Here is a 21,049-nt window from a genome sequence, read left to right as displayed (position 1 = left end):
CATACCCGCTGTCAATCCATTGCAACGGGGGTACTGCAAATTCGGTCGCACTTAAGCGAGAGCCAGTTTTTGGCGCGCGTATTGTAACGCTTTTTCAATCACTTGCTCAATGCTTAATCGGGTTGAATCCAAAACTAAAGCATCAGCAGCAGGAACCAGCGGCGCTACAGCACGGTTACGATCGCGATAATCGCGTTCTTCGATCTCGGCCAAAAGGCGTTCAAAGTTAACACTAAAGCCCTTCTCCTGCAACTGTAGCATACGTCTATGCGCACGTTCTTGCGAGGAGGCGTCCAGAAAAATTTTCACCGGCGCATCCGGGAACACCACGGTCCCCATATCACGTCCATCAGCAATCAGACCTGGGGTTTCGCGAAATGCGCGTTGACGACGTAAAAGCGCTTCACGCACGCGAGGAAACGCCGCGACCTGAGAGGCGGCATTCGCCACTTCCTGGGTACGGATTTCACCGCTGACATCCTCACCTTCAAGAATGACTTCAAGGTTGCCGTCTGTTGAGATAAAACGCACATCCAGGTGTGAGGCAAGTGGTACCAGAGCATCTTCAGAAGTGACATCAACATGGTGATGTAACGCTGCGAGCGCCAGTACGCGGTAGATCGCGCCTGAATCTAACAGATGCCACTGCAATGCTTCCGCCATTGCCTTGCACAAGGTGCCTTTTCCTGCACCGCTTGGGCCATCAATGGTAATAACCGGGGCAATTGCCGTCATCTTTTTCTCCTTAAACGGGCGTACATTAACGTGAACGCCGCGCATTATACGCGCCAACGCTAATGATCGTTAATACAGAGTGTAAAAACCCGATTAGTCTGTAACGATATGTGGAAGAATTGCGCAATTATAGCGGGCTGGCGAGAAACCAGCCCGGAAGATGGCACTGTTTTACTTTTTATCTGCTGCGATACGTTCACGCATATGCTGAGCGCGATCGTCAGATGCCGGATGAGAATCCATCAGTGATTTTGCATGGCCTGCGTCCATCGTGGCAAACTTATCAAACGCAGTCACTAACCCCTGACGGTCAATACCGCGTTTTTTCAGCAAATCATAGGAAAAGTCATCCGCATCCGATTCCTGGCTACGGGAGAAGGCTGAGTTAATCACACCTTCCGCCAGATCGCCCAACTGAGACTGGGAAAGCTGAGAAGCGACGCCGCTGGTCGCAGAAATAGCATCGCGCGCAGCAAGTGTGGCATACGCGGTCTGCATTGCTTTACGTGAGTGCCCTAAAGAAACATGGCCCAACTCATGACCCAGCACGCCTTCAATTTCATTGTCGGTCATCAGGTCCATCAAGCCCGAATAAACACGTACACATCCATTCGCCATTGCCCAGGCATTGATATCACTGGTCATATAAACTTTATAGTTGACCGGCGTTCCATCAATGTTATTACCCAACGCTTTCGCAATTTTATTCAGACGCTTAGTGTATTTGCTTTTTGCGCCCGCCAGCTGGTTTTCACTATCCATCTGCTTACATGAGCTTTTAGAGAGGGATTTGACATCAGCGTCGGTAAGCGTCGCAGCTTTATAAGCTGCCATACCAGAACTGGCAACAAGGTCGCCATTTACGCCATTTTTACAACCTGCCAGCAACGTAGCGGAAACCGCCAACGCCAAAAAGAGTGATTTATTTTTCATGCTAATCTTCCGATGACATTTATAATAAAAACAAATAAATAAGTTAAATCATCCACAAGTTAGCATTAGTTGTAAGCGTAAAAACAGTGCGGTTACGGACACAGAAACGCCAGTCCGGGGACCGACGTTTCGTGAGGATCAGGCAGATGTACTAATACGCGCCAGCTGTTCGAAATAATCCGGGAAAGTTTTGGCGGTACATTTTGGATCAAGAATGGTCACAGGCGTGTCAGACAGCGCCACCAGCGAGAAACACATCGCCATGCGGTGATCGTTATAGGTCGCGATGTCCGCAAATTGCAATGTTGCAGGCGGGGTGATGCGGATAAAGTCATGCCCCTCTTCCACTTCCGCGCCCACTTTGCGTAACTCCGTCGCCATCGCGAACAGACGATCGGTCTCTTTGACGCGCCAGTTGTAGATATTACGTAATGTTGTGGTGCCTTTCGCAAACAGCGCCGCCGTTGCAATGGTCATCGCCGCATCAGGAATATGGTTCATATCCATATCCACTGCGTTCAACTCGCCGCGAGTACAGGCAATAAAATCGTCGCCCCATGTAATGGTAGCACCCATTTTTTCCAGTACATCGGCAAAACGAATATCACCCTGCATGCTGTTACGGCCAATCCCGGTAACTTTTACCGTACCGCCTTTAATGGCACCCGCCGCGAGGAAATAGGAAGCGGAAGAAGCATCGCCTTCAACCAGGTATGCACCCGGTGACTGGTACTGCTGCTGCCCCTTCACGACAAAGCGCTGGTAGTTTTGATTTTCAATTTCAACACCAAACGTTTTCATCAGGTTCAGTGTGATATCAATGTAAGGTTTGGATACCAGGTCACCTTTAATTGCAATCGTCGTATCCTGCGGCGCAAGCGGCGCAGTCATCAGCAGCGCAGTGAGGAACTGGCTGGAAACGCTACCGTCTACCTCAACCTGGCCACCGGTAAAGCCACCGCGCAGACGTAAAGGTGGATAGTTTTCCTGCTCCAGATAGTCAATTTTGGCTCCGCCCTGGCGCAGCGCATCAACCAGATGGCCAATCGGGCGCTCTTTCATGCGCGGTTCGCCCGTCAGCACGATGTCATTGCTGCCCAGACATAGCGCTGCGGCCAGCGGGCGCATGGCGGTTCCGGCATTACCAAGGAACAGTTCCACTGAGCCTTGCGCATGTAATGCACCACCATTGCCAATAATCTCGCAGCGGGTACGATCAGCAGAAAGGGTATAGCTAATCCCTAACACATTCAGAGCATTGAGCATATGGCGAACATCATCGCTGTCCAGCAGGTTGGTCAGGACAGTGGTGCCATTGGCTAATGCGGCCAGCAGCAAAGCGCGGTTAGAAACACTTTTGGATCCAGGCAGATTGATTGTGCCATCCACCCGCGCAATGGGTTGTAACGTCAGGGATTCCATGAAACTCGACTCTCAAAAACAGACATAAAAACCCCACAGACGGGCTGTGGGGATGAAAAGTACAGCAGATTAGCCGCGACGGCGTTCAAAATCGACCATGAAATCGGTCAGTGCTTTTACACCTTCAAGCGGCATTGCATTGTAGATGGACGCACGCATACCGCCGACCACACGATGCCCTTTCAGCGCGTGCAGGCCCGCAGCAAAAGACTCTTCCAGGAACAGTTTATCCAGTGCGCTGTCAGCCAACTGGAACGGTACGTTCATGCGTGAACGGTTGGATTTCGCCACATCGTTACGGTAGAAATCGCTGTTATCAATTACGCCGTACAGCAGTTCCGCTTTTTGCTGGTTAATCTTATCCATTGCATTAACACCGCCCTGCTTTTTCAGCCATTTAAAGACCAAGCCAGACAGATACCAGGCAAAGGTTGGCGGCGTATTGAACATGGAATCGTTGTCATTCAGCACGGTATAGTCGAGGATTGACGGGCATGAAACATGAGCTTTACCCAGCAAATCTTCACGGACGATGACAATCGTCAGGCCCGCCGGGCCGATGTTTTTCTGTGCACCGGCATAAATTACGCCATAACGGCTAACGTCAAGCGGTGCGGAAAGAATGGTAGAGGACAGATCCGCCGTGACCACAACGTTACTGGCAAAATTCGGCGTTTCATCGATCGCAATGCCATCGATAGTTTCGTTCGGACAATAGTGCAGGTACGCCGCGTTATCAGAAAGCTGCCATTCACTCATCGGCTTAACAGCGCGCAGGCCGTCCACGGTGACTTTGGCATCAATAACGTTTGGTGTGCAGTATTTTTTCGCTTCTTTAATTGCACTGGCGGCCCAATAACCGGCATCGACGTAATCCGCGGTGGTTTTATCACCCAGAATATTTAACGGGATACCCGCGAACTGCCCACGACCACCGCCATGGCAGAACAACACTTTATAGTTGGAGGGGATGCTAAGAAGATCACGAAAATCCTGCTCCGCTTCCTCGGCGACCTGGATGAATTCTTTGCCACGGTGGCTAATTTCCATCACCGACGTGCCAAGACCGTTCCAGTCGCGAAGATCCTGTTGAGCCAGTTTAAGTACTTCTGCCGGTAGCATTGCCGGACCTGAACTAAAATTAAAGACCTGAGCCATTTCCCCTCACCACGTTGTGTTGTTGTCCAATCAACATCCTGTCATTGACGATAATCCGGTGACAGACATTGGTATAAGTTATTCCTGTGGATATCGGTTTTATCATTCAGTGACACGCGCCGCAATGGGTAAAACTGACCAGGGTAAAAATGTGTCATTGGTCACACAACAGAATCTATCGGATTGACGGGTAAAAACCGAGATTTTTGCTGTCAGGTAACCCGTTTTGCCCGACTGGCCTTCGACCATTCTGGATTTGCACAGCGTGGACATAATTGATGATCTCCGGCGTTCATTTGCACCACTTCGCTACAACGTATACAGGCATAGTCTCCTGCTTCAGGCATTACTTTAAATCGTTGCGTACAGTGCTTAGGTAAAATACTGAGCCCCGGCTTTACGTCTTCATCGGCAAAGAAGTAGACGCTGATTTGTCCATTCGTCTCCAGAATAGCCAGTTTCACCTGTCCCAATTGCTCCACGCCGTTCAAACGCAGTTCCATAAAGAATTCAAATTCCGTCATATTGGCGCTATTGAGCTTTGACCATGCCAGCTCGCCGTCTTCAATGATCACGACGGGCTTGCCCTCCAGCAGGTCCTCCATTTTTTCACTATGCGCCATCAGCCACATCACCAACCGATACAGCACAGCAAGAGTAATAAAAACCACCAGCACTGGCAGCATCGGGACATCGTCATAGAATGCCACGTCTCCCGCTGCAGAACCCAGCGTAAGGATGATCAGCACTTCAAAAAGCGACATCTGGCGTACGCCGCGACGTCCGGTGATTTTTAAAAACAGAAAAACCAATATAAAGGTGTAGAGGCTGCGTAACGCAACTTCCCCCAGAAAATCCATGGGCACCTTATCAAGCGCCATACGGTGCAAATCGAAAGTTTTCATTAATATGCTCTAAACGTGGTTGGTTGTAAGAAAGCATAGCCAATGCTTTTATTTACGCCTGAGCTCCGGCGGCGATAGCGCCGTTCATTGAAAACCCGTATCATTGCGCGCTTTCCGTACGACAAAAGTGATTTTCATGACGCAAACATTTATCCCCGGCAAAGATGCCGCTCTGGAAGACTCCATCGCTCGCTTCCAGCAAAAATTGCTCGACCTCGGTTTTCAAATTGAAGAAGCCTCGTGGTTGAATCCCGTCCCTAACGTCTGGTCTGTACATATTCGCGACAAAGAATGCGCGCTGTGCTTCACCAACGGTAAAGGCGCGACGAAAAAAGCGGCGTTGGCTTCCGCGCTGGGCGAATACTTTGAGCGTCTGTCGACTAACTATTTCTTTGCGGATTTCTGGTTGGGCGAAACTATCGCCAATGGCCCGTTCGTGCATTATCCGAACGAAAAATGGTTCCCGCTGACAGAAGAAGACGATGTACCAGAAGGTTTACTGGATGCACGTCTGCGAGCGTTTTACGATCCAGATAACGAACTGACTGGCAGCATGCTTATCGATCTGCAGTCTGGTAATGAAGAACGTGGCGTCTGCGGCCTGCCGTTTACCCGTCAGTCGGATAACCAGATTGTCTATATTCCGATGAATATTATCGGCAACCTGTATGTTTCTAACGGCATGTCCGCGGGTAACACGCCTAACGAAGCGCGCGTTCAGGGCCTGTCTGAAGTCTTTGAGCGTCATGTGAAGAACCGCATTATTGCGGAAAGCATCAGCCTGCCGGAAATCCCGGCCGAAGTCATGGCGCGCTATCCGGCAGTGGTGGAGTCCATCGCCACACTGGAAGCTGAAGGTTTCCCAATTTTCGCCTACGATGGCTCGCTGGGCGGCAAGTATCCGGTGATTTGCGTTGTCCTGTTCAACCCGACCAACGGTACCTGCTTCGCTTCCTTCGGCGCACACCCGGATTTCGGCGTGGCGCTGGAGCGTACCGTCACTGAACTGCTGCAGGGCCGTGGTCTGAAGGATCTTGATGTCTTCACCCCACCGACCTTCGACGATGAGGAAGTGGCAGAACATACCAACCTTGAAACTCACTTCATCGATTCCAGCGGTTTGATCTCATGGGATCTGTTCAAGCAGGATGCCGACTATCCGTTCGTTGACTGGAATTTCTCTGGCACCACGGAAGAAGAGTTCGCCACTCTGATGGCCATCTTCAATGCTGAAGATAAAGAAGTGTATATCGCTGACTATGAGCACCTGAGCGTTTACGCGTGCCGCATTATTGTGCCGGGAATGTCTGACATCTATCCGGCAGAAGATCTGTGGTTAGCTAACAACGCTATGGGCGCCCATCTGCGTGACACCATTCTCTCTCTGCCGGGCAGCGAATGGGATAAAGAAGACTATCTCAATCTGATCGAACAACTGGATGAAGAAGGCTTTGACGACTTCACCCGCGTACGCGAGCTACTCGGTCTGGCGACCGGTGCAGATAACGGTTGGTACACCCTGCGTATTGGCGAGCTTAAAGTGATGCTGGCGCTGGCCGGTGGCGATCTGGAGCAGGCGCTGGTGTGGACAGAATGGACGATGGAATTTAACGCCTCCGTCTTTAGCGCGGAACGTGCAAACTACTATCGCTGCCTGCAAACATTGTTGCTGCTGTCTCAGGAAGAGGACCGTCAGCCGCTGCAATATCTGAACGCATTTGTCCGCATGTACGGCGCAGAGGCGGTTGAAGCGGCAAGTGCGGCATTGAGTGGCGAAGCGCCATTCTACGGGTTGCAAACCGTTGATAACGATCTGCAAGCTTTCCCGGCGCATCAGTCTCTGCTGAAAGCCTATGAAAAACTGCAGCGCGCGAAAGCGGCACATTGGTCAAAATAATGACAGTCAGCCTGCGCTAAGTAGGCTAAAAGTATTGTCTGGGATATATTACGGGGCGCTTTAAGCGCCCTGTTTTTTATTTTGTTCAAATCGGAAAATAAATGTAAAAACAAGGTTAAATATTAGTAGTTGATATTAAAAAAATTAGCATATTAATGTGGTTTTTTATCTCAATTACTCCATTTTAATTAACCGTCTGACAGGAGATAAAAAGAAAAAATTCAACTCACTTTATAATTTTTAAAATTTATTTTTATATGGATAATCAACAAGTTACTCCGTAATCGCATAAAAACCATGCGTCTTGCGGGCCTATAAGCCAGGCGAGATATGATCTATATCAAATTCTCATCTATAATGCTTTGTTAGTATCTCGTCGCCGACTTAATAAAGAGAGAGTTAGTGTGAAAGCTGACAACCCTTTTGATCTTATTCTACCTGCTGCAATGGCCAAAGTTGCCGAAGAAGCAGGCGTCTATAAAGCAACGAAACATCCGCTTAAGACGTTCTATCTGGCAATTACTGCCGGTGTATTCATTTCAATTGCCTTTGTTTTCTATATCACCGCCACAACCGGTACCGGAACTATGCCTTTCGGCATGGCAAAATTAGTAGGTGGTATCTGCTTTTCCCTGGGGCTGATTCTTTGTGTTGTCTGCGGCGCAGACCTCTTCACCTCAACCGTATTGATTGTCGTAGCAAAAGCCAGTGGTCGTATTACCTGGGGCCAATTGGCTAAAAACTGGCTTAACGTTTATGTCGGTAACCTGGTGGGTTGCTTGCTCTTCGTGCTATTGATGTGGCTTTCCGGCGAATACATGACCGCCAACGGCGCGTGGGGGCTCAACGTCCTACAAACAGCCGACCACAAAGTGCACCATACTTTTGTTGAGGCGGTAAGTCTTGGCATCCTGGCTAACCTGATGGTGTGTCTGGCCGTATGGATGAGCTACTCGGGCCGCAGCCTGATGGACAAAGCGTTTATCATGGTATTACCGGTCGCAATGTTTGTTGCCAGCGGTTTTGAGCACAGTATCGCAAACATGTTTATGATCCCTATGGGTATTGTAATACGCGATTTCGCCACCCCGGAATTCTGGACCGCAGTTGGGTCTTCTCCGGAGAATTTTTCTCACCTGACCGTGATGAATTTCATCACCGATAACCTGATTCCGGTTACGATCGGTAACATTATCGGCGGCGGTTTGTTGGTCGGGTTGACATACTGGGTCATTTATCTGCGTGGTAACGATCATCATTAATCTGATGATGCCCATTACACGCAGTAAATAAAAAATCCACTTAAGAAGGTAGGTGTTACATGTCCGAGCTTAATGAAAAGTTAGCCACAGCCTGGGAAGGTTTTACCAAAGGTGACTGGCAGAATGAAGTAAACGTACGTGACTTCATTCAGAAAAACTACACTCCATATGAGGGTGACGAGTCCTTCCTGGCTGGCGCAACTGATGCGACCACTGCACTGTGGGACAGCGTGATGGAAGGCGTTAAACAGGAAAACCGCACTCACGCGCCTGTTGACTTTGACACCTCCGTTGCTTCTACCATCACTTCTCACGACGCTGGCTACATCAACAAAGCGCTCGAGAAGATTGTTGGTCTGCAGACTGAAGCTCCGCTGAAACGTGCGATCATTCCGTTTGGCGGCATCAAAATGGTTGAAGGTTCCTGCAAAGCGTACAATCGCGAACTGGACCCGATGCTGAAAAAAATCTTCACCGAATACCGCAAAACCCACAACCAGGGCGTATTCGATGTTTACACCAAAGACATTCTGAACTGCCGTAAATCCGGTGTTCTGACTGGTCTGCCAGATGCGTATGGCCGTGGCCGTATCATCGGTGACTACCGTCGCGTTGCGCTGTACGGTATCGACTACCTGATGAAAGACAAATACGCTCAGTTCGTCTCTCTGCAGTCCGATCTGGAAAACGGCGTAAACCTGGAAGCAACTATCCGTCTGCGTGAAGAAATCGCTGAACAGCACCGCGCTCTGGGTCAGATCAAAGAAATGGCTGCTAAATATGGCTGCGATATCTCTGGTCCGGCTACCAACGCTCAGGAAGCTATCCAGTGGACTTACTTCGGCTACCTGGCCGCTGTTAAATCTCAGAACGGTGCAGCAATGTCCTTCGGTCGCGTATCCACCTTCCTGGATGCTTACATCGAACGTGACCTGAAAGCAGGCAAAATCACCGAGCAAGACGCACAGGAAATGATCGACCACCTGGTCATGAAACTGCGTATGGTTCGCTTCCTGCGTACTCCTGAATATGATGAACTGTTCTCCGGTGACCCGATTTGGGCAACTGAATCAATCGGTGGTATGGGCGTTGATGGCCGTACTCTGGTTACCAAAAACAGCTTCCGCTTCCTGAACACCCTGTACACCATGGGTCCTTCTCCGGAGCCGAACATCACTGTTCTGTGGTCTGAAAAACTGCCTCTGAACTTCAAGAAATTCGCCGCTAAAGTGTCCATCGACACCTCTTCTCTGCAGTACGAGAACGATGACCTGATGCGTCCGGACTTCAACAACGACGACTACGCTATCGCTTGCTGCGTAAGCCCGATGGTTGTTGGTAAACAAATGCAGTTCTTCGGTGCGCGTGCAAACCTGGCGAAAACCATGCTGTACGCAATCAACGGTGGTGTTGATGAAAAACTGAAAATGCAGGTTGGTCCTAAATCTGAACCGATCAAAGGCGACGTTCTGAACTTCGACGAAGTTATGGACCGCATGGATCACTTCATGGATTGGCTGGCTAAACAGTACGTCACTGCACTGAACGTTATTCACTACATGCACGACAAGTACAGCTACGAAGCCTCTCTGATGGCGCTGCACGACCGTGACGTTATCCGCACCATGGCGTGTGGTATCGCTGGTCTGTCCGTTGCTGCTGACTCCCTGTCTGCAATCAAATATGCGAAAGTTAAACCGATTCGTGACGAAGACGGTCTGGCTATCGACTTCGAAATCGAAGGCGAATACCCGCAGTTTGGTAACAACGACTCTCGCGTTGATGACATGGCGGTTGACCTGGTAGAACGTTTCATGAAGAAAATTCAGAAACTGACTACTTATCGTAACGCTATCCCGACTCAGTCTGTTCTGACCATCACCTCTAACGTGGTTTATGGTAAGAAAACTGGTAACACCCCAGATGGTCGTCGTGCTGGCGCGCCGTTCGGACCGGGTGCTAACCCAATGCACGGCCGTGACCAGAAAGGTGCTGTTGCCTCTCTGACCTCCGTTGCTAAACTGCCGTTTGCTTACGCTAAAGATGGTATCTCTTACACCTTCTCTATCGTTCCGAACGCTCTGGGTAAAGACGACGAAGTTCGTAAGACCAACCTGGCGGGTCTGATGGATGGTTACTTCCACCACGAAGCGTCCATCGAAGGTGGTCAGCACCTGAACGTGAACGTCATGAACCGTGAAATGCTGCTGGATGCGATGGAACATCCGGAAAAATATCCGCAGCTGACCATCCGCGTTTCTGGCTACGCAGTACGTTTTAACTCCCTGACTAAAGAACAGCAGCAGGACGTTATCACTCGTACCTTCACTCAGACCATGTAATTGGTTTTGACTGAAATCGTACTTTAAAAAGCGTACAATAAAGGCTCCACGTAAGTGGGGCCTTTTTAATAGCCTGCTTTGTCAGCCATCTATACTTATGGATAGCAGCCAAAACAGACTCGACACAGTTAATAACTGTGCACTAACACTGGCCCCGGATGGGCCACACCTGGAGAAACACCGCAATGTCAGTTATTGGTCGCATTCACTCCTTTGAATCCTGTGGCACTGTTGATGGCCCGGGCATCCGTTTTATTACCTTCTTTCAGGGCTGCCTGATGCGCTGCCTGTATTGCCATAACCGCGACACGTGGGATACGCACGGCGGTAAAGAAGTTACCGTTGACGAATTAATGAAAGAGGTGGTGACCTACCGCCACTTTATGAACGCCTCCGGAGGCGGCGTGACAGCGTCTGGCGGCGAAGCTATCTTGCAAGCTGAATTCGTACGTGACTGGTTCCGGGCCTGTAAAAAAGAAGGTATTCATACTTGTCTGGATACTAACGGTTTTGTTCGCCGCTACGATCCGGTGATCGATGAGTTGCTGGAAGTCACCGACCTGGTCATGCTCGATCTCAAACAAATGAACGATGAAATCCATCAGAATCTGGTGGGTGTGTCTAACCATCGTACACTCGAGTTCGCGCGTTACCTGTCCAACAAAGACATCAAAGTGTGGATCCGCTATGTTGTCGTACCTGGCTGGTCTGACGATGACGACTCCGCACACCGCCTTGGCGAATTTACCCGCGATATGGGCAACGTTGAAAAAATCGAGCTGCTGCCTTACCACGAGCTGGGCAAACACAAATGGGTGGCAATGGGCGAAGAGTACAAACTGGATGGCGTCAAACCGCCGAAGAAAGAGACCATGGAACGCGTGAAGGGTATTCTCGAGCAATATGGACATAAAGTGATGTATTGAGTTTTATGGTGGGTAACAGATACGTTACCCACCTGACCCTGCCTTAACGCCCTCTTCTCGCCAGTAACGGGAAAATCAATCCCAGTCCAACCAGCACAAATGGCGTCACAATATTCAGCGTGAGCTGGAATGTCCACTCAGGGGTGAAGGCTTCCATTTTCGGGAAAATCCCGGTCAGACAGGCAAATGCGGTAAAGGCAAAGCACCAGATCCCCACGGTCATCGCGAGCGATCGGTTGCGAATAAAGACATATTCTGATTTATATTTTTGCGCCAGACGAATAACGGCAATGAATGCCACAAACACCCATAAATAACGCAATGGCATCACGACAGAGTTAAGATTCAATAGCCATTTATACAGATTGTTCATGTCGCCAATTCCCAGTGTTGGCAACATAATCAGAATCGCCACCAGCACCAGCGTCAGAATATAACCATTTACCGGCGTACCGGAAGCATTGGTTTTACACAGACTCTCGGGAATATATTTACGATCAGCATCACCCAGCAGAACTTTAAGCGGTGCATCAATAGAAAATACCAATGCCGCAATCTGTCCCAGCGTATTGGCAATCGCGTAAATAACCATCAGCGAATTACCCATACCATAATACTCACCCAGTTTCTGGAAGGCGTAATATTGACCATTCGTCATCAGATCATCTGGAATATGCCGGGAGTCAAACATCATTCCCATAGCCAGCGATCCGAGAATCGCACATACCGCCACCATAACAGCCAGAACGAGCATCCCTTTCGGAAATTCTTTGCCCGGATTACGTGTCTGATTAACGTATGGCGAAATTTTCTCCGCGCCGCCCACGGCAAAGACCAGCATGGAGATCGTGGTAATGTAGGTAAAATCAATGTGCGGGATAAACGATTCCCAGGTGATATTGGTTGTCGCTATCTGCACATCCGTAATTGCAGGCGCAGTTACCGCCATCACGACATACAAAATGGACATCACAAACATCGCGATGCCTGCAACTGACCCAACAATTTTCAGCGACTTCATGCCACGGGACGCAACCCACATGAAAAAGACAAACAGCGCCAGTGTCAGCCCCTGCAACGCCACGACGGTGTACTCTTTAATCAACGAACCATCGCCCTTCAGCGCCCATCCCAGCGCAATCAGAATAGCCTGCGGTTTTTGCGCCAGATAAGGAATATGCACAACCCAATAGGTCCATGCAGCAAGATAAGCCAGCCCTGGCCCCATGGTATGTTTAATCCAGGTACTGACGCCGCCTTTACCCTCTTTAAAAGTTGAGCCAAGCTGCCCGACGATCAACGCATAAGGTATAAAATAGAGCGCGAAAATAAAGATCCAAGAGGAGACAACAACTAATCCCTGATTGGCATAGTTGTTAACGACGTTGCCAAAACCCCAAACGGTAATAAAAGACATCAATGCAATGTTGTACCATCGTAATTGTTTTTCCTGCACACCAGCCATACGCAATCCTTCGTGGAAGCTTTATGATTATAAATAAATGAGGCGTGGGATTATGCGCGGTAAAATGAGCGAGCGGAAACGGCAGGATGTAAAACTATAACCTTCTGCACACTTTATTTTCAGGAAAGAAGTGTGTGATTAAATAATGCAGGTTCCCATAAAGCATACATAAACAGTATGTATGGGAACCTGTTCATATTCTGTTAAATCAGGTCAAATGTGCGCAATAGAATTGGGTGTATGGCCCGTTTTACGCAACAGCATCAGTAAATAAATAAACGATACGCTGGCGATCATGATAAACAGCAAGCTATCTGAATAATTCTGCATCAGCATCGCTGTAAATGAAGGACCCAGCAGACTGCCCACGGTATAGCTCAATAACAATGCCTGATTCATGGCGACCAGCTGATGATGCTCCACCTTTTCACAGGCCCAGGCCATCGCGACCGGGTAGAGGGTAAAGCCTGCCGCACCCAACATAAACAACGCGGGCGCCATCGCCGCCTGATTCAGCATGGCGATACTCCCGACGATCACCACGAAGACCTGGACGCGTAAAACCAACAGACGTCCCAGCTTGTCCGCCAGACGGCCAATCGGCCATTGCCCCAGAATACCTGCACTTACCAGGACCGCCATCCAGAAACCAATGCTGGCGTTACTCACCCCCTGATGATTGAGATACAGCGGCATCAGGCCATACAAAGACCCCAGCACAATCCCGGAAATAATACAGCCATTCACGCCCAGACGCGCCTGGCGGAGTTTCAGCATGGAAACAATAGGCGTAGACTGCTGCTCATCACCCTGCTGATTGGCAATGCGCGTAAACAGCAGTGGCAAAACACCCGCCAGGATAGTACCCGTCACCCACGGCAGGACGTTCATCAATTCCGTGGATACTTTACTCACCAGCAGTTGGCCTAAAAACGTCCCCACGTAATAGATCATCATATAGGCGGCAAGCAAACGTCCGCGATTACGCGAAGTCCCGCTGCACATCAGCGCGCTTTCCACCACCACCCAAATCATGGCGCAGCCAACACCAGCGATAAAACGCCAGGTCATCCAGCTCCAGAATCCCACCATAATCCCCAGCCCGACACAGCCCGCGGCAAAAATAAGCGAGGCGATATAATAGCTGCGGTTAAAACCAAGGTGTTTTATTAAATACCCTGTCAACAACGTCCCTACCAGATTACCGGTAAAGTAGGACGAGCTCACCACGCCTACCTGCCAGGTGGGCAGATTTTCATGGGCGAGCCAAAGCGGGACGAGCGTGTTTAACACGGCGATCGCCAGGGTCAACAGAAGTAGCCCGCACAGCAATAGCATGACGGGACGGGTATAGGTGGACATGAATAAAAACCGTGAGGAAGTTCAAATTTCATGCGCATCATGCCACTGCTAAAAACATTGTCAATCGGCGTAATCAGAGGGCTGAGGCGCTTTCTGGTCGATCGATTTGCATTACTGATTCTTAATGTGAATAGATAAAAAATACAAAATCACATCTGCTTGTTTTTATTGATCTAAAACAAAAATCTCGCGTTACGTTCAGTCGAAAAATTTCATGGATTACCCTTACTTTTATTTCTTACTAAACTCAATGCGGGATGCTGAGCTGCATTGTCTTCAAAATAGAACAGTGAGTTCTTATTTAGGCATCTACTCCAGATATCGTTCTTTTCGTAGACTTAAACTCATCAAATTTCCCCCACTGAGCTGAACAGGAGAAATATCATGACTAAACCTTACGTAAGACTTGATAAAGATAATGCGGCAGTACTGCTGGTCGACCATCAGGCAGGCCTGCTCTCTCTGGTTCGGGATATCGATCCCGATAAATTTAAAAACAACGTGCTAGCCCTGGGTGACTTAGCAAAATACTTCAACCTCCCAACCATTCTGACAACCAGTTTTGAGACAGGACCAAACGGGCCGCTGGTACCGGAACTGAAAGCGCAATTTCCCGATGCGCCCTATATTGCTCGCCCAGGAAACATTAACGCATGGGATAACGAAGATTTCGTGAAGGCAGTGAAAGCGACCGGCAAAAAGCAGCTGATTATCGCCGGTGTCGTGACGGAAGTTTGCGTCGCCTTCCCTGCGCTCTCAGCTATTGAAGAAGGCTTTGACGTCTTTGTGGTAACCGATGCTTCAGGCACATTTAATGAAATTACCCGTCATTCAGCTTGGGATCGGATGTCTCAAGCAGGCGCTCAGTTGATGACATGGTTCGGAGTAGCGTGCGAGCTGCACCGCGACTGGCGCAACGATATCGAAGGTCTGGCAACGCTGTTCTCGAATCACATTCCGGACTACCGCAATCTGATGACCAGCTACGACACGTTAACTAAGCAGAAGTAAAACCAGGGCGAAAGCCCTGGCCTGACATATTGCCTGATGACGCGCAGCTTTAAGGCCTACGGATCTGTAGGCCTGATAAGACGCAAGCCGCCATCCGGCATAGTTTGGATTAACTCGCCACCGCCATACCGACTGTCATATGCAGCCCGTAGAACACGCCACGACCAATCAGCTCGCCGACTAACAGCAAAATAAACGCCACGGAAAGCAGCGGAACGGCAGGCTGGTAACCCTTCACTTGCGGTACAATCCAGCAGCACAACGCTAATGCCAGCGCCACAATCCGCCACGCCATCAGCGAGCCGTAATCCGGAACCAGCGCAGACGCCTGCTGAATCGAACTGTGGATCGTCGCCAGTTCAGCCCCCTGCATGACAGACATAATGGCGCTTACGACCAGAGCAAGCACTGAAATTGCCGGCAGCAGGCGCATCGCCCAACCATCCACGCCAGCAATTCTCAGTAACAGATACCCCAGCAGCGGACCGCCCATAAACATCGTCAGGAAGAAGCCCAGCGGAGTCCAGACGCTGTACCAGGTCGGCACAGTATCAATGGTGTTATAAACGCGTACCATCATCCAGACAAAAACCACACCCAGCACCATGGTGACAACTAACCACAGATTGCGTAATGCGGGCGACATTTTTTTCAACGTGGCCAGCAGCCAGCCGATACCACCAACGGCAAAGAAGATTGAACCGCTGGCAATTTCGTTACTCAACGCCGAAGACCCTACGCGATTGAGCGAGTTAAAGGCGCGCATCGGCGAGCCCAGGTGGAGCATAGAAGCAATGAAGCCAATGCCCATTAATACCCACAATCCAAACATGCAGGCAATCACGCGCTGCTGCGATTCTGGACGCAAGTCACCTTTCATCAACGCCAGCGCAAGAACGATAAAGCCACCAACCACACACTGTCCGAAGACCGTGAAGATCATCAGCGGCCATTCATGCCATCCACTTCCCATCTTACACCTCCTTCGGATTGGCCAGATAACCTGTGGTATCCCCGGTCGGGCGGCTATTGGCGTTAGGTTTGATGACAATACTCGGTTTGGTAAAGTGCGCGCCCGGCAGTGGCGCAACCGCAGCCAGGGTGCCATGCTTTTTGCGCAGCTCTTCAATCGGACCAAAATCCAGCGCACGCAGTGGGCAGGATTCGACGCAGATAGGTTTTTTACCTTCAGCGACGCGCTCATGGCAGCCATCGCATTTAGTCATATGCCCTTTTTCAGCATTGTACTGCGGCGCGCCGTAAGGACAGGCCATGTGGCAATACCGACAGCCAATGCACACGTCCTCATCGACAACGACAAAGCCATCTTCACGTTTGTGCATCGCGCCGCTCGGACACACCTTGGTACAGGCTGGGTCTTCGCAGTGGTTACACGCAATGGAGAGGTAATAGGCAAAGACGTTCTGATGCCAGACGCCGTTATCCTCCTGCCAGTCACCGCCCGCGTATTCATAAATGCGGCGGAAGCTGACTTCCGGGGTTAAATTTTTGAAGTCTTTGCAGGCCAGTTCGCAGGTTTTGCAACCGGTGCAACGGCTGGAATCAATAAAAAATCCATACTGGGTTGTCATCGGTTACTCCTTACACCTTTTCAACCTGAACAAGGTTCGTGTGTGATGGGTTCCCCTTCGCGAGAGGAGACGGACGCTGGGTCGTCAGGACGTTAATACAACCGCCCTGGTCCACGCGTTTTGCGTCCGGGTCATACCACGCCCCTTCGCCTAGTGCCACCACGCCAGGCATCATACGCGGCGTTACTTTAGCCTCGATGTGCACTTCACCACGATCGTTAAAGATGCGCACCTTGTCGCCGTTGTTAATGCCGCGTCTCTGCGCATCCATCGGGTTGATCCACATTTCCTGACGGCAGGATGCTTTCAGAACATCCACGTTGCCATAGGTCGAGTGGACACGAGACTTGTAATGGAAACCGGTCAGTTGCAGAGGGAATTTCTCCACCAGCGGATCGTTCAGGCTTTCAAATCCTGGGGTATAAATCGGCAGTGGATCAATCACATCACCTTCCGGCAGTTCCCAGGTCGCCGCGATCTCGGCAAGTTGCTGCGAATAAATTTCGATCTTACCTGACGGAGTAGTCAGCGGATTGGCGTCAGGATCCTCACGGAACGCCTTGTACGCCACGTGATGCCCCTGTGGGTCACGCTGTTTAAAGATCCCCTGCTTGCGGAATTCTTCAAACGTTGGCAGTTCAGGAATCGCTTTGCGCGACTGCTCGTACAGATGACGCATCCACTCTTCCTGAGTGCGACCTTCTGTAAACTGCTGCTCAACGCCAAGGCGTTTCGCAAGCTCGCTGGTCATCTGGTAGATAGTCTTGCATTCGAAGCGTGGTTTGATCGCCTGATCGGTGAAAATCACATACGACATATTCCCGCAGGAGGCATCCAGTGCGAAGTCCATCTGCTCCGAAGCGGTACAGTCCGGCAGCAAAATATCCGCGTATTTCGCCGAGGAGGTCATATGGCAGTCGATGACAACGATCATCTCGCACTTCTTATCATCCTGTAGGATTTCGTGTGTGCGGTTGATGTCGGAGTGCTGGTTAATCAGGCAGTTACCCGCATAGTTCCAGATCATCTTAATCGGAACATCGAGCTTATCTTTACCACGAACACCGTCACGCAGCGCCGTCATCTCCGGACCTCGCTCAATGGCGTCCGTCCACATAAACATCGAGATACTGGTTTCTACAGGGTTTTCCAGCGTAGGCATACGTTCAAACGGCAAACTGTATGAGCCCTCACGCGCCCCGCTGTTGCCGCCGTTAATCCCAACGTTACCGGTCAGAATAGCCAGCATAGAAATGGCGCGGGTCGCTATTTCACCATTAGCATGACGCTGCGGTCCCCACCCCTGGCTGATGTATGCCGGTTTAGCGCTACCGATTTCACGTGCCAGTTTGACGATTCGTTCAGCAGGAATCCCGGTAATTTGCGCAGCCCATTCCGGGGTCTTGGCAATACCGTCTTTGCCCTGCCCAAGAATATACGCCTTATAGTGACCGTTTTTCGGTGCATCTGCCGGTAAGGTTTTCTCGTCGTAACCTACGCAATATTTGTCAAGGAACGGTTGATCAACCATGTTTTCGGTGATCAGAACATACGCCAGCCCATTTACCAGCGCGGCATCCGTACCAGGACGGATGGGGATCCACTCATCTTCACGACCCGCACCAGTATCCGTGTAGCGAGGATCGATAATGATCATGCGGGCATTGGATTTCTGTCGCGCCTGTTCAAGGTAATAGGTTACCCCACCCCCGCTCATACGGGTTTCACCTGGGTTATTCCCGAACAGAACCACCAGCTTGCTGTTTTCAATGTCTGACGGGCTGTTACCGTCTGCCCAGCCGCCGTAGGTGTAGTTCAACCCGGCAGCGATTTGCGCTGAAGAGTAGTCACCGTAGTGGTTCAGGTAGCCACCACAGCAGTTCATCAGACGTGCTACCAGCGTTTTGCCCGGTGGCCAGGAGCGTGTCAGGGTGCCGCCCAGCGTACCTGTGCCGTAGTTCAGGTAGATAGACTCGTTGCCGTAGTCTTTGATAAGACGCTGCATATTGCTGGCAATGATATCGTAGGCTTCATCCCAGCTGATACGCTCAAATTTACCTTCGCCACGCTTGCCGACGCGTTTCATCGGGTATTTCAGACGATCGGGATTATAGACGCGACGACGCATGGAGCGACCTCGCAGACAGGCGCGTACCTGATGCAAACCGTCGTAGTTGTCATCACCGGTGTTGTCGGTTTCAACATACTTTATTTCACCATCTACCACGTGCATACGCAGAGGACAGCGGCTACCACAGTTCACCGTACACGCGCTCCAGATGACTTTCTCACTGGCCTGTGTTGGATTAAGGGCTTCTGCAGCATTTGCAATACGGGTAAATGGCAGGGTAAACGCGCTACTGGCCACCGCCAGTCCGCCTATCGCCGTCGTTTTCACCAAACCTCGGCGACTAACCTCAGCTGCCAGCATGGCATCGGGGATCTTAGTTTTCATAGTGGCTCACTCTGCTGCTCACAATAAACAAAAGGCAAATATCCGTTGTATAGATTTTTATATAACGTTACTATCGATATAAAGACTGGTAGATACTGAATTTGCGAAAAGACAGAGATAAATACTGACTTTCATTTGAAGGCAGTATTACTCCTATGGAGGTAGATGTTATTGTCCGACGTCAAACGGGCATAAAAAAAGCGCCCGGAGGCGCTTTTTTAGCAGGGAAAGGTAGCTTAGCCGATGAATTCCAGGCCATTCATGTACGGACGCAACACTTCCGGAACCTGAATGCGACCATCAGCCTGCTGATAGTTTTCCATTACCGCAACCAGCGTACGTCCTACCGCCAGACCAGAACCGTTCAGCGTATGTGCTAAACGGGTCTTTTTATCGGATTTACTGCGGCAACGCGCCTGCATACGACGAGCCTGGAAATCCCACACGTTGGAGCAAGAGGAGATTTCGCGATAAGTGTTCTGCGCCGGGATCCACACTTCCAGATCGTAGGTTTTGCATGCACCGAAGCCCATGTCGCCAGTGCACAGGATGATCTTGCGATACGGCAGACCCAACAGTTGCAGGACCTTCTCAGCATGACCGGTCATCTCTTCCAGCGCGTCCATAGAGTCTTCCGGGCGAACGATCTGCACCATCTCAACTTTATCGAACTGGTGCATACGGATCAGACCACGGGTATCACGACCGTAAGAACCTGCTTCAGAACGGAAGCACGGCGTATGCGCAGTCATTTTGATCGGCAGCGCATCTTCGTCAATGATTTCGTCACGCACCAGGTTGGTCAGCGGCACTTCTGCAGTTGGGATCAGCGCATAGTTGCTGCTGTCAGCTTCTTCATCCAGCGGACGGGTGTGGAACAGATCGCCAGCAAATTTCGGCAGTTGGCCTGTTCCGTACAGCGTGTCATGGTTAACCAGATACGGAACGTAGTTTTCGCTGTAACCATGCTGTTCGGTATGCAGATCCAGCATAAACTGAGACAGCGCACGGTGCATGCGTGCGATCTGGCCTTTCATAACAACGAAACGAGAGCCAGTCAGCTTAACCGCCGCGGCGAAATCAAGACCCGTGTGCATTTCACCCAGAGTAACGTGATCGCGCACTTCGAAATCAAACTCACGTGGTGTACCCCAGCGGCTGACTTCGACGTTGTCATTTTCATCTTTACCCACCGGAACTTCGTCCGCTGGCAGGTTAGGAATGGTCAGCGCAATATCGCGGATCTCGGCCTGTAAGGTATCAAGTTCAGCTTTCGCGGCATCCAGCTCTTCGCCCAGTTTGTTCACTTCCAGACGTAAAGACTCGATATCTTCCCCGCGCGCTTTTGCCTGGCCGATGGATTTCGATCGAGAGTTACGCTCTGCCTGCAGGTTTTCAGTTTGTACCTGCAGAACTTTACGACGCTCTTCAAGAGCGCGCAGCTTATCTACATCCAGCTTAAAGCCCCGGCTTGCCAGTTTTTCTGCGACTGCGTCTGGCTCATTACGCAGCAGATTGGGATCGAGCATGCTTATCCTGTGCTTATCGAATTAAAATAGGAGAAAGTGACCACAGCCTGCGGTC

General features: G+C 50.4%; 16 protein-coding genes. 5 read left to right on the top strand and 11 right to left on the bottom strand.

Annotated features, from left to right (window positions below):
- Positions 1–51: 51 nt before the first annotated feature.
- The 5 genes from cmk to WN16_RS11825 form a co-directional block, all read right to left on the bottom strand.
- Complete coding sequence (gene cmk / locus WN16_RS11845) at positions 52–735, bottom strand: (d)CMP kinase (RefSeq protein ID WP_003035772.1); 684 nt, start codon at positions 733–735, stop codon at positions 52–54.
- 171 nt (positions 736–906) lie between these two features.
- Positions 907–1,668 (bottom strand): M48 family metallopeptidase, encoded by a 762-nt coding sequence (locus tag WN16_RS11840; RefSeq protein WP_103790834.1) that lies wholly within the window; start codon positions 1,666–1,668, stop codon positions 907–909.
- Positions 1,669–1,806: 138 nt separating this feature from the next.
- The gene (gene aroA, locus WN16_RS11835; RefSeq protein WP_003836893.1) at positions 1,807–3,090 is read right to left on the bottom strand and encodes a 3-phosphoshikimate 1-carboxyvinyltransferase; all 1,284 of its coding nucleotides are present in this window, start codon (positions 3,088–3,090) and stop codon (positions 1,807–1,809) included.
- A 69-nt stretch (positions 3,091–3,159) separates the two neighbouring features.
- Positions 3,160–4,248, bottom strand: coding sequence for a 3-phosphoserine/phosphohydroxythreonine transaminase (gene serC / locus WN16_RS11830; RefSeq protein ID WP_003847007.1), 1,089 nt, complete (start codon positions 4,246–4,248; stop codon positions 3,160–3,162).
- A 212-nt stretch (positions 4,249–4,460) separates the two neighbouring features.
- Positions 4,461–5,153 carry a DUF421 domain-containing protein gene (locus WN16_RS11825; protein ID WP_016149861.1) on the bottom strand — a complete coding sequence of 231 codons (693 nt, stop codon included), beginning with the start codon at positions 5,151–5,153 and terminating at the stop codon, positions 4,461–4,463.
- Between the two features lie 136 nt (positions 5,154–5,289).
- Here WN16_RS11825 and ycaO point away from each other — a divergent pair, with 136 nt between their 5' ends.
- The 4 genes from ycaO to pflA all read left to right on the top strand — a co-directional run bounded on the left by ycaO (position 5,290) and on the right by pflA (position 11,580).
- Positions 5,290–7,050: a 30S ribosomal protein S12 methylthiotransferase accessory factor YcaO gene (gene ycaO / locus WN16_RS11820; RefSeq protein ID WP_003836899.1), complete on the top strand. Its 1,761-nt coding sequence runs from the start codon at positions 5,290–5,292 to the stop codon at positions 7,048–7,050.
- Positions 7,051–7,454: 404 nt separating this feature from the next.
- Entirely contained in the window at positions 7,455–8,312 is an 858-nt protein-coding gene (focA, locus tag WN16_RS11815; protein ID WP_003035756.1) for a formate transporter FocA, read from the top strand.
- A 59-nt stretch (positions 8,313–8,371) separates the two neighbouring features.
- A complete protein-coding gene (gene pflB, locus WN16_RS11810; protein WP_003035753.1) occupies positions 8,372–10,654 on the top strand; it encodes a formate C-acetyltransferase in 2,283 nt (760 codons plus the stop codon).
- A gap of 185 nt (positions 10,655–10,839) precedes the next feature.
- Positions 10,840–11,580 carry a pyruvate formate lyase 1-activating protein gene (gene pflA, locus WN16_RS11805; protein WP_003035751.1) on the top strand — a complete coding sequence of 247 codons (741 nt, stop codon included), beginning with the start codon at positions 10,840–10,842 and terminating at the stop codon, positions 11,578–11,580.
- Positions 11,581–11,623: 43 nt separating this feature from the next.
- On the opposite strand, the gene WN16_RS11800 is transcribed toward pflA, so the two are convergent.
- A complete protein-coding gene (locus WN16_RS11800) occupies positions 11,624–13,045 on the bottom strand; it encodes an amino acid permease (protein ID WP_003035749.1) in 1,422 nt (473 codons plus the stop codon).
- Positions 13,046–13,258: 213 nt separating this feature from the next.
- Positions 13,259–14,407, bottom strand: a complete 1,149-nt coding sequence (locus WN16_RS11795; protein WP_003836902.1) for an MFS transporter — start codon at positions 14,405–14,407, stop codon at positions 13,259–13,261.
- A 384-nt stretch (positions 14,408–14,791) separates the two neighbouring features.
- Between WN16_RS11795 and ycaC the strand changes: the two genes are divergently transcribed.
- Entirely contained in the window at positions 14,792–15,418 is a 627-nt protein-coding gene (ycaC, locus tag WN16_RS11790; RefSeq protein ID WP_003035746.1) for an isochorismate family cysteine hydrolase YcaC, read from the top strand.
- 109 nt (positions 15,419–15,527) lie between these two features.
- On the opposite strand, the gene WN16_RS11785 is transcribed toward ycaC, so the two are convergent.
- From WN16_RS11785 to serS, 4 genes are all read right to left on the bottom strand, one after another.
- Complete coding sequence (locus WN16_RS11785) at positions 15,528–16,391, bottom strand: dimethyl sulfoxide reductase anchor subunit family protein (RefSeq protein ID WP_003035744.1); 864 nt, start codon at positions 16,389–16,391, stop codon at positions 15,528–15,530.
- A gap of 1 nt (position 16,392) precedes the next feature.
- Complete coding sequence (locus tag WN16_RS11780) at positions 16,393–17,010, bottom strand: DMSO/selenate family reductase complex B subunit (protein WP_003035741.1); 618 nt, start codon at positions 17,008–17,010, stop codon at positions 16,393–16,395.
- 10 nt (positions 17,011–17,020) lie between these two features.
- The gene (gene dmsA / locus WN16_RS11775; protein ID WP_032948932.1) at positions 17,021–19,465 is read right to left on the bottom strand and encodes a dimethylsulfoxide reductase subunit A; all 2,445 of its coding nucleotides are present in this window, start codon (positions 19,463–19,465) and stop codon (positions 17,021–17,023) included.
- A 236-nt stretch (positions 19,466–19,701) separates the two neighbouring features.
- On the bottom strand, positions 19,702–20,994 hold the full coding sequence (gene serS / locus WN16_RS11770) for a serine--tRNA ligase (protein WP_088169004.1): 1,293 nt from the start codon (positions 20,992–20,994) through the stop codon (positions 19,702–19,704).
- Between the last annotated feature and the right edge of the window lie 55 nt (positions 20,995–21,049).

Source organism: Citrobacter sp. ABFQG (assembly GCF_004322975.1).
Classification (GTDB): Bacteria; Pseudomonadota; Gammaproteobacteria; order Enterobacterales; family Enterobacteriaceae; genus Citrobacter; species Citrobacter freundii.
The sequence above is the reverse complement of the archived record's forward strand: the minus strand, read 5'-3'. Positions and strand labels throughout refer to the sequence as shown.

Bases quoted from the DNA above. Each gene is read 5' to 3' on its own strand.
- WN16_RS11825 (WP_016149861.1), bottom strand. From the start codon at position 5,153: ATGAAAACTTTCGATTTGCACCGTATGGCGCTTGATAAGGTGCCCATG.
- aroA (WP_003836893.1), bottom strand. From the start codon at position 3,090: ATGGAATCCCTGACGTTACAACCCATTGCGCGGGTGGATGGCACAATC.
- pflB (WP_003035753.1), top strand. From the start codon at position 8,372: ATGTCCGAGCTTAATGAAAAGTTAGCCACAGCCTGGGAAGGTTTTACC.
- WN16_RS11785 (WP_003035744.1), bottom strand. From the start codon at position 16,391: ATGGGAAGTGGATGGCATGAATGGCCGCTGATGATCTTCACGGTCTTC.
- pflA (WP_003035751.1), top strand. From the start codon at position 10,840: ATGTCAGTTATTGGTCGCATTCACTCCTTTGAATCCTGTGGCACTGTT.
- cmk (WP_003035772.1), bottom strand. From the start codon at position 735: ATGACGGCAATTGCCCCGGTTATTACCATTGATGGCCCAAGCGGTGCA.
- serC (WP_003847007.1), bottom strand. From the start codon at position 4,248: ATGGCTCAGGTCTTTAATTTTAGTTCAGGTCCGGCAATGCTACCGGCA.
- WN16_RS11795 (WP_003836902.1), bottom strand. From the start codon at position 14,407: ATGTCCACCTATACCCGTCCCGTCATGCTATTGCTGTGCGGGCTACTT.
- WN16_RS11800 (WP_003035749.1), bottom strand. From the start codon at position 13,045: ATGGCTGGTGTGCAGGAAAAACAATTACGATGGTACAACATTGCATTG.
- dmsA (WP_032948932.1), bottom strand. From the start codon at position 19,465: ATGAAAACTAAGATCCCCGATGCCATGCTGGCAGCTGAGGTTAGTCGC.
- WN16_RS11840 (WP_103790834.1), bottom strand. From the start codon at position 1,668: ATGAAAAATAAATCACTCTTTTTGGCGTTGGCGGTTTCCGCTACGTTG.
- WN16_RS11780 (WP_003035741.1), bottom strand. From the start codon at position 17,010: ATGACAACCCAGTATGGATTTTTTATTGATTCCAGCCGTTGCACCGGT.
- serS (WP_088169004.1), bottom strand. From the start codon at position 20,994: ATGCTCGATCCCAATCTGCTGCGTAATGAGCCAGACGCAGTCGCAGAA.
- ycaC (WP_003035746.1), top strand. From the start codon at position 14,792: ATGACTAAACCTTACGTAAGACTTGATAAAGATAATGCGGCAGTACTG.
- ycaO (WP_003836899.1), top strand. From the start codon at position 5,290: ATGACGCAAACATTTATCCCCGGCAAAGATGCCGCTCTGGAAGACTCC.